This window comes from Thalassovita taeanensis (assembly GCF_900110775.1).
GTDB lineage: Bacteria > Pseudomonadota > Alphaproteobacteria > Rhodobacterales > Rhodobacteraceae > Litorimicrobium > Litorimicrobium taeanense.
On the sequence record NZ_FOEP01000007.1, the window covers coordinates 171,954 to 186,426 of the forward strand.

The window sequence follows — 14,473 nt, forward strand, 5'->3', positions numbered from 1 at the left end:
CGGATGCCTGTTTTTTGGGCGCGGATTTGGCGGCGGGTGACGGTAGGAGAGCGTGGCAGGAAGCACTTTCGCTTGGTCATGCGGTCGGGATAGGGTGGCGCAATGAGCGAGCCCCGATTCATCCATCTGCGTGTGCACACCGAATATTCCCTGCTGGAAGGGGCTGTGCGGCTGAAGAAGCTGTCCGGCCTGTGCGAAGCTGCGGGAATGCCTGCTGTGGCGGTGACCGACAGCAATAACATGTTCGCAGCCCTTGAGTTTTCAGTGACGGCGGCGGGCGCGGGCATCCAGCCGATATTGGGCTGTCAGGTCGATGTGACCTATGATGTGGCGCAGCCCGGCGAGAAGGAAAAGGGCCCGGCGCAGGTGGTTTTGCTGGCGCAGGACGAGGACGGATATAACAACCTGATGCGGTTGAATACTTGTCTGTATGTCGACAAGGGCGGGCAGTTGCCGCAGGTGACGGTTGAGCAGCTGGAAGAGTTTTCCGCCGGGTTGATCTGTTTGACAGGTGGGTCGTTGGGGCCGGTGGGCAAGATGTTGCAAGCCGGGCACCGGGCCAAGGCCGAGGCGCTGTTGCGGCGGCTGGCAGGGATTTATCCGCAGCGATTGTATGTCGAATTACAGCGCCATCCCGGCGAGGATGGCTTGCCCGAGGCCGAGAAGCTGACCGAGCGCGGATTTATCGAGCTTGCCTATGATCTGGGGCTGCCTTTGGTGGCGACAAACGATGTGTATTTCCCCAAGTCAGATATGTACGAGGCGCATGATGCGCTGATCTGTATTGCGGAAGGCGCTTATGTCGATCAGCAGGGGCCACGGCGGCGGCTGACGCCGCAGCATTATTTCAAATCGCAGCAGGAAATGATCACGCTGTTTGCGGATCTGCCTGAGGCGATTGAAAACACGGTGGAAATTGCGCGGCGCTGTGCGGTGAAGTCGGAACGGCGCGATCCGATCTTGCCGAAGTTCGCCGATGACGAGGTCGAAGAGCTGCGGCGGCAGGCCAAGGCGGGGCTGGTCGAGCGGCTGAAGCTGATCCCGCATGCGGTGCCGGTCGAAGAATACGACGCGCGGCTGGAATTCGAGCTGGGGATCATCGAGGGGATGGGCTTTCCCGGCTATTTCCTGATCGTCGCGGATTTCATCAAATGGGCCAAGGATCAGGGGATTCCGGTGGGTCCGGGGCGGGGCTCGGGGGCCGGGTCTTTGGTGGCCTATGCGCTGACGATTACCGACCTTGATCCGCTGCGGTATTCGCTGCTGTTCGAGCGGTTCCTGAACCCTGAACGTGTCAGCATGCCTGACTTCGACATTGATTTCTGCATGGATCGCCGTGAAGAGGTGATCCGCTATGTTCAGGAGAAATATGGCCGTGACAAGGTGGGGCAGATCATCACCTTCGGTGCGCTTTTGTCCAAGGCGGCGGTGCGCGATATCGGCCGGGTGTTGCAGATGCCTTACGGTCAGGTCGACCGGCTGAGCAAGCTGATCCCGGTTGAAGGCGTCAAGCCGGTTTCGATCTCTGAAGCGCTGGCGCAGGAAGAACGCCTGCGCGAAGAGGCGCGCAACGAGGAGGTGGTCAAACGCCTGCTGGATTACGGGATGCAGGTCGAAGGCCTGCTGCGCAATGCGTCAACCCACGCGGCGGGTGTGGTGATCGGCGACCGGCCGCTGGATCGTTTGGTGCCGCTGTATCAGGACCCGCGGTCGGACATGCCCGCGACGCAGTTCAACATGAAGTGGGTCGAGCAGGCCGGGCTGGTGAAGTTCGACTTTCTGGGGCTGAAGACACTGACGGTGATTCAGAACGCGGTGGATCAGATCATCGCGGGCGGGCGGCATTTGCACATCTCTGCCGATGGGCGGCAGCTGTATGAGCCGCCTGAAGGGGCGCTGGACGATATCGGCGCGATTCCGTTGGATGATGTCGCGACCTACAAGCTGTATGCCAGTGCCAAGACGGTGGCGGTGTTCCAGGTGGAATCCAGCGGCATGATGGATGCGCTGCGGCGGATGAAGCCCACCTGTATCGAGGATATCGTGGCGCTTGTGGCGCTGTATCGCCCCGGCCCGATGGAAAACATCCCGACCTATTGCGAGGTGAAGAACGGGCTGAAAGAGCTGGAAAGCGTTCACCCGCTGATCGATCATATCCTGCAGGAAACGCAGGGCATCATCGTTTATCAGGAACAGGTGATGCAGATCGCGCAGGAAATGGCGGGCTATTCGCTGGGCGGGGCTGACCTGTTGCGGCGGGCCATGGGTAAGAAGATCAAAGAGGCGATGGATGCCGAGCGGCCCAAGTTTGAAAAGGGTGCCGCGGCCAATGGCGTCGACAAGAAGAAAGCCAGCGAAGTCTTTGACCTGTTGGAGAAATTCGCCAACTACGGCTTCAACAAATCGCACGCGGCGGCCTATGCTGTGGTGTCGTATCAGACCGGATGGCTGAAGGCGAACCACCCGGTCGAGTTCATGGCCGGGGTGATGAACTGCGACCTGCATCAGACTGAAAAGCTTAGCATTTATGCCGAAGAAGTGCGGCGTGGGCTGGATATCGAGATCATTCCGCCTTGCGTGAACCGGTCGCAGCCGACCTTTACCGTGGTCGAGGGCAAGCTGGTGTATGCGCTGGGCGCGCTGAAGAATGTCGGCCTTGAGGCGATGAAGCTGATCACGCAGGGGCGGATGGTCGACGGGCGCGACAAGCCGTTTGCGACGCTGTTTGATGTGGCGCGGCGGGTCGATCTGAAGCGTGTGGGCAAGCGCCCGCTGGAGATGCTGGCGCGGTCGGGGGCGTTCGATCAGCTGGACCCGAACCGGCGGCGGGTGTTCGAGGCGCTGGATGCGCTGGTGAATTACTCGGCGGCGATTTTCGAGCAGAAAACCTCGGCTCAGGTGTCGTTGTTTGGCGAGGCGGGGGATGATCTGCCCGAGCCGCGGATCGCCCCGGTCGAAGATTGGATGGCCGTGGATCGGCTGACCGAAGAGCACAAGGCGATCGGGTTTTACCTGACCGGGCATCCGCTGGACGATTACCTGCCCGCGCTGAAACGCAAGAATGTGCTGACGCTGGAAGAGTTACAGGCCAAGGCCGCGCGCGATGGTGCCGCTGTGGCGAAGGTCGGCGTGATCGTGTCGGGCCTGCAAGAGCGCAAGTCGGGGCGGGGGACGCGGTTTTTCAGGATGAACATCAGCGACCCGACCGGGCAGGTCAGCGGCATGGTGATGTTCCCCGAGGATTTCGACCGGGTGCGGCAGGTGTTCGACCAGACCAGCCAAGTGGTGATGACGCTGGAGGCACGGTTCAACGAGGGTCAGTTCGACCCGATGGGCCGGTCGGTGGCACCGATGGATATGGTTGTGGCCGATGCGGGTTCAGCCGGGTTGCGGATATTTGTCGATGACGCGGCGGCGATCGGATCGGTTGCCGGGGTTCTGGCGCGGGCGGCAGAGACGGTTCGGGGCGCGGGGCGCGGGCCGATCATGTTCTGCCTGATCAACCCGGCGCTGCCCGGCGAGGTCGAGATTGACACCGGACAGGAGTTCCCGCTGAACCCACAGATCAAGGGCGCGCTGAGAAGCCTGGACGGGGTTCTGGAGGTCGAGGAGGTCTGATCCGGGCTTTTTGCTGTCGCTGGATCAGTAATGCGGTGGGCGTTCGTCGCCGATGTAGACCTGGCTGCCGCTGTCGGCGTCGCGCTGGCCCTCGCGCTGCATCAGCATTTGAACGCGGCGTTGCAGGGTGTCGATCTCGGTCTGTTGTGTGGCAACGACATCTGACAGCTCTTCGACGGTGCGGATCAGGTGGGCGAGTTTTTCTTCGATATGCTGCATGGGGCGCTCCGGGGTGTGCTGGAGGGGCCTTAGCATGGTGTGACGCAGCGGGAAATCCCTGTCCGCTTGCCGGGCGGCGCGTGGCGCGGCAGCATGGCGGCACTAGAGGGAGGACGATCATGACAGTGACAGTGGTGGATCACGGCGCGGTGCGGGTGGTGACGATTGACCGGGGGGCGGCGCGCAATGCGGTCGACCCGGCGACGGCGCAGGCGCTGTATGATGTGTTTTTGGCGTTCGACGCGGATGAGGCGGTGCAGGTGGCGGTGCTGACCGGGGCGGGCGGCACATTCTGTGCGGGCTTCGATCTGAAGACGGCGGCGGATGGCCGGGCGGAGGCGTGGATCGGCAGTCTGGATATCCCGCAGGATTGGGATGATCCGGTGGCGCAGCCCCGGCCCGGCCCGATGGGGCCATCGCGGTTGATGCTGTCGAAGCCGGTGATTGCCGCGATCGAGGGGCATGCGGTGGCGGGGGGACTGGAGCTGGCGGCGTGGTGCGATATGCGGGTGGCGGCGGAGACGGCGATCTTGGGGGTGTTCTGTCGCCGCTGGGGGGTGCCGTTGATTGATGGCGGCACGGTGCGGCTGCCGGGCATTGTCGGGCAGGGGCGGGCGAATGACCTGATCCTGACCGGACGCGCGATTGGCGCAGCAGAGGCCGAGCGGATCGGGTTGGTAGACCGGGTGGTGGACACAGGGCAGGCGCTGGAAGTGGCGCTGGCTTTGGCAGAGGGCTTGGTGCGGTTTCCGCAGCTGTGTATGCGGGCAGATCATGTGTCGGCGCGGATGGCGCCGGGCGATCTGGCGGCGGCGCTGCGGCGGGAGTGGGCCTCGGTCGCGGTGTTTGCGGCTGAGGGGCAGGCAGGCGCGGCGCGGTTCGCGGCGGGCAAGGGGCGCGGCGGGGCGTTTGACGCGATCTGAGGCGGGCAGCGGGGCTGAAGAAGGGGGCTGTCTGCCCCCGATGGAGAAAAACCGGGGGATTTTCGCCCTCTCCCCCGAGGATATTTTGAAAATGTGAATGCGGGGGTGGGGCAGAGGTTGCTTGCCCCCTGATCGTGCATCCGGTAGATGCGGGCGCGAGTTGACCGGCAAGGATCTTACCCATGGCCAAGCAGAAAAAAGCCCCCCGTCCCAAGGCAGAAACGCCGAAGGGCTTTCGTGACTATTTCGGCGCGGAGGTGACCGAGCGCGACGAGATGCTGCGCAAGATTGCCGGGGTGTATAATCGCTATGGGTTTGATGCGCTGGAATCGAGTGCGGTGGAGACGGTCGAGGCGCTGGGCAAGTTCTTGCCCGATGTCGAGCGGCCCAATGCGGGCGTTTTCGCCTGGCAGGAAGATGGCGAGGGCGAAAAGCCCGGCGACTGGCTGGCGCTGCGGTATGATCTGACGGCGCCGTTGGCGCGGGTTTATGCCCAGCATCGCAATGAGCTGCCGATGCCGTATCGACGGTTTGCGATGGGGCCGGTGTGGCGCAATGAAAAGCCCGGTCCGGGGCGGTATCGGCAGTTCTACCAGTGTGATGCCGACACGGTGGGCGCGGCCAGTGTGGCGGCGGATGCCGAGATCTGCTCGATGCTGTCGGATACGCTGGAAGAGGTGGGGATTGCGCGCGGGGATTACCTTGTGCGGGTCAACAACCGCAAGGTTTTGAACGGCGTGCTGGAAACCATGGGTCTGTCGGATGAGGCGGGCGCGGACCGCGATGCGGTGCTGCGGACCATCGACAAGTTCGACAAGGTTGGCGAGGCCGGTGTGCGCGAGCTGCTGACGACGGGGCGCTTGGATGCTTCGGGGGCGTTTATCGACGGGGTCGGGCTGAGCGCGGCGCAGGCCGATCCGGTGGTGGCGTTTCTGACCTCGAAAGCGGGCGATGCGGCGGGGACGCTGGCGAACCTGCGGGCGGCGGTGAGCGGATCGGCGATCGGCGTGCAGGGTGTGGACGAGCTCGAGCTGATTGCCGAGCTGGTGGCGGCGCAGGGATATGGGCCGGACCGGATCGAGATTGATCCCAGCGTTGTGCGCGGGCTTGGCTATTATACCGGGCCGGTGTTCGAGGCCGAGCTGACTTTCGAGATTTTCGACGAGAAGGGCCGCAAGCGGCAGTTCGGCTCGGTCGCGGGGGGTGGGCGCTATGACGATCTGGTTAAGCGGTTCACTGGGCAGGAGGTGCCGGCGACCGGGGTTTCGATCGGGGTGGACCGCCTGTTGGCGGCGCTGCGCGAGAAGGGCCGGTTGGTCAGTGCTGTGCGCGGGCCGGTGGTGGTCACGGTGATGGACCGCGACCGGATGGGCGATTATCAGGCGATGGTGGCCGAGCTGCGCAATGCAGGCATCCGGGCCGAGGTGTATCTGGGCAACCCGAAGAACTTCGGCAACCAGTTGAAATACGCCGACAAGCGCCAGTCGCCGGTGGCCGTGATCGAAGGCGGTGACGAGAAGGCGCGCGGGATCATTCAGATCAAGGATCTGATCCTTGGGGCGCAGATTGCCGAGACAGCGACGCTGGAAGAGTGGAAAGACCGCCCAAGCCAGTTTGAGGTGGCGCGCGGTGATCTGGTGGCCAAGGTGCGCGAGATTCTGGAAGGGCAGAGCTGATGCCGGAACGGGCGATGATCCGGGCCGAGGCCGCGCGGTTGCGCGCGCTGTTCGAGGCCGAGGGGGCGCAGGTGGTCGAGACCTCGATCCTGCAACCGGCTGAGGTTCTGCTGGACCTGTACGGCGAGGATATTCGCGGTCGGGCCTATGTGACGTCGGACGCGCTGCGCGGCGAGCAGATGCTGCGGCCCGATTTCACGGTGCCGGTGGTGCAGATGCACATGGCATACGGGGCTGCGCCTGCGCGCTATACCTATGCCGGTGAGGTGTTTCGGCGGCAGGAAGATGATGCCGACCGGGCGAATGAATATTTGCAGGTCGGGTATGAGGTGTTTGACCGTGAAGCGCCTGCGGCCGCGGATGCCGAGGTGTTTTCACGGATTGCGGGCGCGCTGAACGGGTTGAACCTGCGGGCGGCGACGGGGGACATCGGGATTTTGATGGCTGCGGTCGAGGGCTTGCAGACCAGTGCGGCGCGCAAGGCGGCGCTGCGGCGGCATATCTGGCGGCCGCGGCGGTTTCGGGCGCTGATCGACCGCTATTCGGGGCGCACGCCGGTGCCGCCCTCACGCGAAGCATTGTTGGCGGCGGGTGATCCGTTTGCGGCGGGGGCGCCCGAAATCGGGCTGCGCAGCCGGGCCGAGATTGAGGCGCGGATTGCCACGCTGCGCGAGGATGCGGCCACGCCGTCGTTGTCGGTCAAGGAAGTGGGGTTGCTGGATGCGATCCTGTCAGTGCGCGAGACCTTGCCCTATGCGTTGGAGCATCTGCGCGACATCGCGGTGGACATGCCCGCGATCAGTCGCGCGGTGGAGCGGTTGGCCGCCCGGATGGAGGCGCTGTCGGCGCGGGGCGTCGATGTGGCGCTGTTGGATTTCGAGGCCAGCTATGGCCGGTCGTCGATGGAATATTACGATGGTTTCGTGTTCGGCTTCTATGCCGAGGCGCGGCCCGATCTGCCGCCTGTGGCCACTGGTGGGCGCTATGACGCGCTGACGCGGGTGTTGGGGCAGGGGGCCGCGATCCCGGCGGTGGGGGGCGTGTTGCGCCCCGGCCTGATGCTGGAACTGGGGGGCGGCGAATGAGCGTGAAGCTTGGGGTGCCCTCGAAGGGGCGGTTGATGGAGAAGACGTTCGAGTGGTTCGGCGAGCGTGGGATAACGCTGTCGCGGACTGGCTCGGACCGGGAATATGCCGGAGCGGTCGAGGGCATCGGCAATGTCGAACTGGTGCTGCTGTCAGCGGGTGAGATCCCGCGCGAACTGGCGGCTGGGCGCATTCATCTGGGCGTGACAGGCACCGATTTGATCCGCGAAAAGCTGGGCCAGTGGGAACAGCAGGTCGAGGAACTGGCAGAGCTGGGGTTTGGCCATGCCGATCTGATCATCGCGGTGCCTGCGTGCTGGGTCGATGTGGATACGCTGGATGATCTGGATGCGGTGGCGGCGGCGTTCCGGGCCAAGCATGGCTTCAGGTTGCGGATTGCCACGAAATATCACCGGTTGGTGCGGGAATTCCTGCGTGATCAGGGCGTGGCGGATTATCAGCTGGTGGACAGTCAGGGCGCAACCGAGGGCACGGTGAAGAACGAGACCGCCGAGGCGGTGGCAGATATCACCTCGACCGGGGATACGCTGCGGGCGAACCATCTGAAGATTCTGTCGGACGGGCTGATGCTGAAATCTCAGGCCACGTTGTTTCGGTCACGGCGGACGACGGGCGACGAAAGCGAGCGGCGCACGGTCAAGGAACTGTGCCGGTTGCTGCGGGTCGATTGAGGCGCTTCAGCGGGCGCTGAGCGTTTTGCGCAGCCGTCGCAGCATGGCCGAAACGATCAGCTTGTGCGCCGGGGCGACGGGAAGCATGTAGAGGCGGCCATAGGTGTTGTGCACTTTGACCGAGCTGGTGATGGCCAGCACGGAGTCGGTGGTGGTGATGCAGGTCATCACATCAAGGTGGCGGTCGCGTTCGGTCAAAAGCATACGTGTTGGCGATATATCCTCGACCAGAAAGAAATCGAGTTTCCGGCCGATGCGCGGTGGCGTGGTCGGACGTGTCGAGAAGCCACCGATCTTCTTGACGCCAAAGCGGGCGGAAATGGCATCGCGCAGCCAGAAGGCTTGTTTCGCCAGCGGCAGCGGCTTTTCCATCATCATCTGCCAGACCTCGAACGGGGTCATCGGGTGGGGCAGGGGCAGGGTGGCGACATCAAGAAAGTTGAGCTGATCGCGCGGGGCGATCAGAACGGCCTCATCCGGGAGGGTGAGGTGCTTTGCCATTTTACAACACGCCAATGTCGGCCAGCGCCGCGGAGAGTTCCGCAGGCAGGGCATCATCGGTGCTGCGGGATTCGCTGAGGTCGGCGGGGGCATCGGTGGCGGTAAGATAGCGCCAGCCCTGAAACGGGCGGCGCAGCGCCTGATTTGTGCGGATCACCTGCGGGTCCAGCACGATGGCGCAGCGGCGGATGCCGTCCTGGCCGGTGACCTCGTCCAGCCGCAGGATGCGTTGGCGGCATTGCACGATGCCTTTGATAACCCAGTAGATTGAGCCGCCTTGCAGCAATTCCGCCTCGCGCTTGGGCCACATCCGGGTGACGTGGCGCGGCAGGCCGTCGGCGGTTTGGGCATGGGGTGTGGCCTGCCATGCGGCAAGGTCTTCGACGCCATCGGTGCCGACGCTGAGCTTGATCAGATTGAGATGGTCCGACATAGCGATTCCCCCAGTGATTGTGGATCATAGGGGGTGCGGACGCGAGATCAAGCGGCTGAGGCGCGTTTGAAGCGTTGACCCGGCGCGCGCTTCGACGTAGTTTGGAAGGCCTTCCAGACCCCGTTTCCGGGCGGGGGTGGATGCTGCCCCAAACATTTGCTGCGACTTTAGCTGCCACCAACAGGATGCCTGACATGACCCGCTTTGCTGCCCCAATTTCCGAACAGATCTGGGATATGAAATATCGGCTGAAACACGCGGATGGCACCGTTCAGGACCGCACGGTCGAGGACAGCTGGCGGCGGATTGCGCGCGCGCTGTCGGTGGTCGAGGCCGAGCCGGAGATCTGGGAAGAGCGGTTCTATGCGGCGCTGGAAGATTTCAAATACCTGCCCGCAGGCCGGATCACCGCCGGGGCGGGCACGGGCCGCAAGGTCACGATGTTCAACTGTTTTGTCATGGGCACGATCCCCGACAGCATGTCGGGGATTTTCGACATGCTGAAAGAGGCCGCGCTGACGATGCAGCAGGGCGGCGGGATCGGATATGATTTCAGCACGATCCGCCCGCGCGGCGCCGATGTGTTGGGGGTGGCGGCTGATGCCTCGGGGCCGCTGTCGTTCATGGATGTGTGGGACGCGATGTGCCGCACGATCATGTCTGCGGGCTCGCGCCGCGGGGCGATGATGGCGACGATGCGCTGCGATCACCCGGATATCGAAGATTTCATCACCGCCAAAAGCGATTCCGCCCGGTTGCGGATGTTCAACCTGTCGGTTCTGGTGACGGATGATTTCATGGAAGCGGTCAAGGCGGACGGGCCTTGGGAGCTGTGCTTTGGCGACAAGGTGTATCACACGCTGCAAGCGCGTGATCTGTGGAATAAGATCATGCAGAGCACCTATGAGTTTGCCGAGCCGGGGGTGATTTTCATCGACCGGATCAACAAGGCCAACAACCTGAATTACTGCGAGACGATTGCCGCGACCAACCCGTGCGGCGAGCAGCCCTTGCCGCCCTATGGTGCGTGTCTGCTGGGCAGCATCAACTTGGCGCGGCTGGTCAAGAACCCGTTCGAGGCCGGGGCCGATCTGAACGAGGCCACGCTGGACGAGCTGGTGCGGATGGCCGTGCGGATGATGGATAACGTGGTTGATGCCAGTGGTTTCCCGCTGGAGCAGCAGGCACAGGAAGCCGCCAACAAGCGCCGGATCGGGCTGGGCGTGACGGGGCTGGCGGATGCTTTGCTGATGGTCGGGTTGCGCTATGGCTCGGACGAGGCCGCGCGTCAGACCGAGGATTGGCTGCACCGGATCGCCCGCGCGGCGTATCTGGCGTCGGTGGATCTGGCGAAGGAAAAGGGCGCGTTCCCGCTGTTCGATGCGGACGCCTATTTGGCGACCGGGCATATGATGCAGATGGATGAGGATGTGCGCGACGCGATCCGCACCCATGGCATCCGCAATGCGCTGCTGACCTCGATCGCGCCGACGGGCACGATTTCGCTGTACGCGGGCAACGTGAGTTCGGGCATCGAACCGGTGTTCGCCTATGCCTATACCCGCAAGGTGTTGCAGAAGGATGGCAGCCGGACGGAAGAGGAAGTGGTGGATTACGCCGTTCAGATGTGGCGTGATCTGAAGGGCAATGCGCCCTTGCCCGATTATTTCGTCAACGCGCAGACGCTGGCTCCGCTGGACCATGTGAAGATGCAGGCGGCGGCGCAGAAATGGGTCGACAGCAGCATTTCCAAGACCATCAACTGCCCCGAGGACATTGATTTCGAGACGTTCAAGAGCGTCTACATGGCGGCCTATGAGAGCGGCTGTAAGGGCTGCACGACATACCGGCCCAACGATGTGACCGGGTCTGTGCTGAGTGTCAGCGAAGGCAGCGACAAGGTGCCCGAGGTCGATACCGGCGCCGAGGTGATCTATATGTCCGAGCCGCTGGACCGGCCGCAGGAGTTGGAAGGCAATACCTATAAGCTGAAATGGCCCGACAGCGAGCACGCGATTTACCTGACGGTGAATGACATTGTGGTTAACGGCCATCGGCGCCCGTTCGAGGTGTTCATCAACTCCAAGAACATGGAGCATTTCGCCTGGACAGTGGCGCTGACGCGGATGATCTCGGCTGTGTTCCGGCGCGGCGGAGATGTGTCGTTCGTGGTCGAGGAACTGAAGGCGGTCTTCGATCCGCGCGGCGGGGCCTGGATGAACGGAAAGTACATCCCGTCGATTCTGGCGGCCATCGGTGGCGTGATCGAGCGGCATTTGATCTCGACCGGGTTCATCGAGGGCGAGGGAATGGGGCTGAAGTCCGACCCGCAGCGTCAGGTGGTGAACCTGGACAACGCCCCGCGCGGCAAGGCCTGCCCCAGCTGCGGCCAGTTCGACATGCGGATGGTCGAGGGATGCATGACCTGCGCCAGCTGTGGGTACTCTAAGTGTTCTTGATGAAACGCTAAGTTCATTGTTGTTGTAGTTGAAAGGACTAATTGTCCTTTTTGGGTGGTTTTTTGGCCATTCTTGGAAGCATAACGTGACCACCGGGCAGAAACGCCCGGTTGTCGCGGCTTAAGCCCTGAAACACGATGCCCAAGGTTCGACTCTGTCCCAAGGGATATGGTGCGGTAGGAGTGTCGTCCAAAACCGAATTCGAAGAAATTCTTCTATTGTTTGGATTTCTCCCGAACACGGGAGGCAACCATACTCGGTGGCCCCCTATCTGAGGTTCATCGCCTGAAACGCAAATGGGGCGGCCAAAGGCCGCCCCATTTTGTCGTCGTTTTATGTCTGGCTTATGTACCGCTTGCTGTTTGTGCGCGTAGCGCTGCCTCTATCCGAGTATAGGCTACGAGGGCCGCGTGCGCAGAATGTCCGCCATCACAACAAGCGCAAGGGATCAAGGCCCCCCCAAGGTCCTGGATCTGATATCCGAGCGCAAGGAATGCCTCCCTTGCTGCAGCAGCCAATAGATCAAGGTGCTGCTGCCATTGCATCACCGAGAGGCATGCGATTTCCCGACCTTGCTGGAAGGGGTGCCTGTCCACCCAAAGGTGGACGACTGGCACCCGAAACTTCTGTAGAAGCCACATTGAGATGTCGCAGATATCTTGTTGGAGAAGGTTGCCCTCATCGGGGTTAGAACCCCGACGACGAGCGTGCTGCAACTGACAGCCCGCGACGGTGTCAGTCGGCATTACAGAACCGCGAATGCAGTTCACTGATACGAGCGCCATGCCAGCGCAGGGCACCAGAGGCATCGAAATTCCGATTCCGTGCAGCAGCATCTGCAGCTTGCGATGTCTGCTTTGCCAGAAATGTTTCAATCTCCTGAAGCGCTGTTTTAATCATTTTGGCGTCCGGGTGCTGGTTCCCGAAGATGTCATGCAGATCGCAAAGCGCATCGAAGCCCGAAGGGGCACCGAAAGCGTCGAACAGATTGCACAGGGCAGGGCCGTGACGGCGCAGATGCTGCTCGGTATCCGCGATCCTGTCGTATGCGGCTTGTGCGATGTTTTCATTGGTGGTGGTGTCCATAGGGACCTCCTGTTCATGTAGTTGGATTGCTTTGGGTGGGTGCCATTCTGCGGCGTCACGAAATCCTGCATGAGAGAAGGTGGTAGGTCTGGCGGTGTGCTCCTTTTGTTTGGATCGGAAGGCGGTTGTTTACTGGTATCAATGAGATTGGTCGTTTTGCGAAAGTACGAAGAAGAAAACTGCTCGCGCTCCAACTTTTCTTGCGAGATCCCCCGCGCCACCGCCGAGGTGACGAGGCGCGGGGAGAAGTGTTATGCAGCTTGGGTATCCTCCATCCCGACCACTCCTGCATCATGGAGGGCCTGCTCCAGGCCATCCGCGAGGAGACAGATTTCCGGAACAATTGGATCGTCGGGTTCGAGCAGTGCAAACCCCGAGCCATCGCCCCAATCGTCATTGTAAGCGTATTCGAGAAACAGAAGGTTCCGCAGCTCAAGCAATTGACGGCGCAGGCGACGGGTAAATGGCCCACGGCAGTCCATCGCCTCGCGAACGGCATTGATCAACCGCGCGCCGCGCCGCCCGCCAAGCAGTACTGCGGCATGGCCGAGTGCTTCATCGTGGTCTTGGAAATACGCCCGAAACGCGTGTTCGCTTTCTTTGCAATGGGTGAGCTTTGGGTCGGGAATGATCTTGCTGTAGTACATGGTGCCTCCTGATGAAAAAGTTGCCAGGTTTCGTCCCGGCGGTCAGGATTTTGGGGAGGTTCATGTGATCCTCATCTGCTGAGTTGCGCGCCTCACTCTGAGGGCGCGAAAATCAGTCGATGGCGGTATCTGTCAATTTTCCCTTCATTGCGTATCGTCCTTCTTGATGGCTTCTGGATAAGAGATTGGCCAAAATTCCCATGACGAAGAAGTTTTGAAAAAAAATTGGAAACCCGCTTTCCCTGAGACGATACAACTGCCGTCTAAGACCATCAGAGTGCAGTGTGCGGACCAATACGATCCGCACGGTTCACTTGTGCACCTTTAGGAAAATTATCGTTCGGGGGGCACTTGGAGGGGCTGTCTTTTCACGAGGCGGCATGCTCAGAAAATACAGCGCGTTTCGGTCAACAAAATGTTTCCGTATAGAAATAAACGTATTCATCTACTCATCAAGATCGATGTGATGCATTTCACCGCCGTCTCGGGAAAACCTCTTGCATGCAGAAAGGAGGCGTTAGAATTCATTGCTCGACAACGGACGAGCAAAAGCAAGACAATCAAAGATCATCGCTTAAAGCAGCGCGCTGCGGGATTTGATCAATCCCATACGCGATGATCGACAGGCGCAAACCGCCTGATCTTGAGCCCCGAGACTCTCTGTACCCGCCCATGTCGTTCCCAGGAAGCTGACCATGGCAGCTTTCGATACCCAAATTATCTCAAAGGAGAACGGCCTATAGTTCAAATTTTTTTGTTTCGATATGCAGTTGTCGGGGCCTGAAAATCTTAGGGTGCCCGATCACTGCTCGTTACGAACGAGGATGCTGAGTGTAAAACGCGGATCAATAATGGGCCACAGAAGCGGCTGCGCATTGCAGTTGTAGCGGAGTAAAATTCCGCCAGTTTGTGTCCTTCGTTTAGTCGGAGGGCGGGAGATGTATTCTGTGGATATTTATAATCGTGTGCGCCGTGCCTGCTTGAAGGACGGCATGTCAGCTCGAGAAGCGGCGCGTTATTTCAATAAGGATCGCAAGACGATCGCGAAGATGCTGCGCCATGAGCTGCCGCCCGGATATCAGCGTTCAGAACCGCCGCGCCGGCCAACGCTTGATAATTACGTTGGTGTCATCG

11 protein-coding genes and 1 pseudogene are annotated in these 14,473 nt (G+C 61.4%); 7 read left to right on the plus strand and 5 right to left on the minus strand.

Features of this window, described 5'->3' with window-relative positions; genetic code table 11:
• The first annotated feature begins 102 nt into the window (after positions 1 to 102).
• Entirely contained in the window at positions 103 to 3,618 is a 3,516-nt protein-coding gene (gene dnaE / locus BSF79_RS11730; RefSeq protein ID WP_090270076.1) for a DNA polymerase III subunit alpha, read from the plus strand.
• A 24-nt stretch (positions 3,619 to 3,642) separates the two neighbouring features.
• Here the strand turns inward: dnaE and BSF79_RS11735 are convergent, their stop codons facing one another.
• On the minus strand, positions 3,643 to 3,837 hold the full coding sequence (locus BSF79_RS11735; protein WP_090270077.1) for a SlyX family protein: 195 nt from the start codon (positions 3,835 to 3,837) through the stop codon (positions 3,643 to 3,645).
• Between the two features lie 119 nt (positions 3,838 to 3,956).
• Here BSF79_RS11735 and BSF79_RS11740 point away from each other — a divergent pair, with 119 nt between their 5' ends.
• From BSF79_RS11740 to hisG, 4 genes are all read left to right on the plus strand, one after another.
• Positions 3,957 to 4,760: a crotonase/enoyl-CoA hydratase family protein gene (locus tag BSF79_RS11740; RefSeq protein WP_090270078.1), complete on the plus strand. Its 804-nt coding sequence runs from the start codon at positions 3,957 to 3,959 to the stop codon at positions 4,758 to 4,760.
• A gap of 182 nt (positions 4,761 to 4,942) precedes the next feature.
• Positions 4,943 to 6,436, plus strand: a complete 1,494-nt coding sequence (gene hisS / locus BSF79_RS11745; protein WP_090270079.1) for a histidine--tRNA ligase — start codon at positions 4,943 to 4,945, stop codon at positions 6,434 to 6,436.
• Complete coding sequence (locus tag BSF79_RS11750) at positions 6,436 to 7,521, plus strand: ATP phosphoribosyltransferase regulatory subunit (protein WP_090270080.1); 1,086 nt, start codon at positions 6,436 to 6,438, stop codon at positions 7,519 to 7,521. The genes hisS and BSF79_RS11750 overlap by 1 nt, the downstream gene beginning before the upstream one ends.
• Positions 7,518 to 8,213, plus strand: a complete 696-nt coding sequence (gene hisG / locus BSF79_RS11755; protein ID WP_090270081.1) for an ATP phosphoribosyltransferase — start codon at positions 7,518 to 7,520, stop codon at positions 8,211 to 8,213. Before BSF79_RS11750 ends, hisG begins: the two co-directional genes overlap by 4 nt.
• Positions 8,214 to 8,219: 6 nt before the next feature.
• Here hisG and BSF79_RS11760 read toward each other — a convergent pair whose 3' ends face one another.
• Together BSF79_RS11760 and BSF79_RS11765 are read right to left on the minus strand one after the other, a co-directional pair.
• The gene (locus BSF79_RS11760) at positions 8,220 to 8,714 is read right to left on the minus strand and encodes a DUF2867 domain-containing protein (RefSeq protein ID WP_090270082.1); all 495 of its coding nucleotides are present in this window, start codon (positions 8,712 to 8,714) and stop codon (positions 8,220 to 8,222) included.
• Position 8,715: 1 nt separating this feature from the next.
• Positions 8,716 to 9,147: a DUF1489 family protein gene (locus BSF79_RS11765; RefSeq protein WP_090270083.1), complete on the minus strand. Its 432-nt coding sequence runs from the start codon at positions 9,145 to 9,147 to the stop codon at positions 8,716 to 8,718.
• A 194-nt stretch (positions 9,148 to 9,341) separates the two neighbouring features.
• On the opposite strand from BSF79_RS11765, the gene BSF79_RS11770 reads away from it, so the two are divergent.
• A complete protein-coding gene (locus BSF79_RS11770) occupies positions 9,342 to 11,606 on the plus strand; it encodes an adenosylcobalamin-dependent ribonucleoside-diphosphate reductase (RefSeq protein ID WP_090270104.1) in 2,265 nt (754 codons plus the stop codon).
• A 735-nt stretch (positions 11,607 to 12,341) separates the two neighbouring features.
• Here the strand turns inward: BSF79_RS11770 and BSF79_RS11780 are convergent.
• Entirely contained in the window at positions 12,342 to 12,692 is a 351-nt protein-coding gene (locus BSF79_RS11780; RefSeq protein WP_090270085.1) for a hypothetical protein, read from the minus strand.
• Positions 12,693 to 12,943: 251 nt separating this feature from the next.
• Positions 12,944 to 13,339, minus strand: coding sequence for a hypothetical protein (locus BSF79_RS11785; protein ID WP_090270086.1), 396 nt, complete (start codon positions 13,337 to 13,339; stop codon positions 12,944 to 12,946).
• A 938-nt stretch (positions 13,340 to 14,277) separates the two neighbouring features.
• Here BSF79_RS11785 and BSF79_RS11790 point away from each other — a divergent pair.
• Positions 14,278 to 14,473 (plus strand): annotated as a pseudogene (locus BSF79_RS11790) (IS21 family transposase); the annotation flags it as partial.

Coding starts and splice junctions, on each gene's coding strand:
- dnaE (WP_090270076.1), top strand. CDS start 103: ATGAGCGAGCCCCGATTCATCCATCTGCGTGTGCACACCGAATATTCC.
- BSF79_RS11735 (WP_090270077.1), bottom strand. CDS start 3,837: ATGCAGCATATCGAAGAAAAACTCGCCCACCTGATCCGCACCGTCGAA.
- BSF79_RS11740 (WP_090270078.1), top strand. CDS start 3,957: ATGACAGTGACAGTGGTGGATCACGGCGCGGTGCGGGTGGTGACGATT.
- hisS (WP_090270079.1), top strand. CDS start 4,943: ATGGCCAAGCAGAAAAAAGCCCCCCGTCCCAAGGCAGAAACGCCGAAG.
- BSF79_RS11750 (WP_090270080.1), top strand. CDS start 6,436: ATGCCGGAACGGGCGATGATCCGGGCCGAGGCCGCGCGGTTGCGCGCG.
- hisG (WP_090270081.1), top strand. CDS start 7,518: ATGAGCGTGAAGCTTGGGGTGCCCTCGAAGGGGCGGTTGATGGAGAAG.
- BSF79_RS11760 (WP_090270082.1), bottom strand. CDS start 8,714: ATGGCAAAGCACCTCACCCTCCCGGATGAGGCCGTTCTGATCGCCCCG.
- BSF79_RS11765 (WP_090270083.1), bottom strand. CDS start 9,147: ATGTCGGACCATCTCAATCTGATCAAGCTCAGCGTCGGCACCGATGGC.
- BSF79_RS11770 (WP_090270104.1), top strand. CDS start 9,342: ATGACCCGCTTTGCTGCCCCAATTTCCGAACAGATCTGGGATATGAAA.
- BSF79_RS11780 (WP_090270085.1), bottom strand. CDS start 12,692: ATGGACACCACCACCAATGAAAACATCGCACAAGCCGCATACGACAGG.
- BSF79_RS11785 (WP_090270086.1), bottom strand. CDS start 13,339: ATGTACTACAGCAAGATCATTCCCGACCCAAAGCTCACCCATTGCAAA.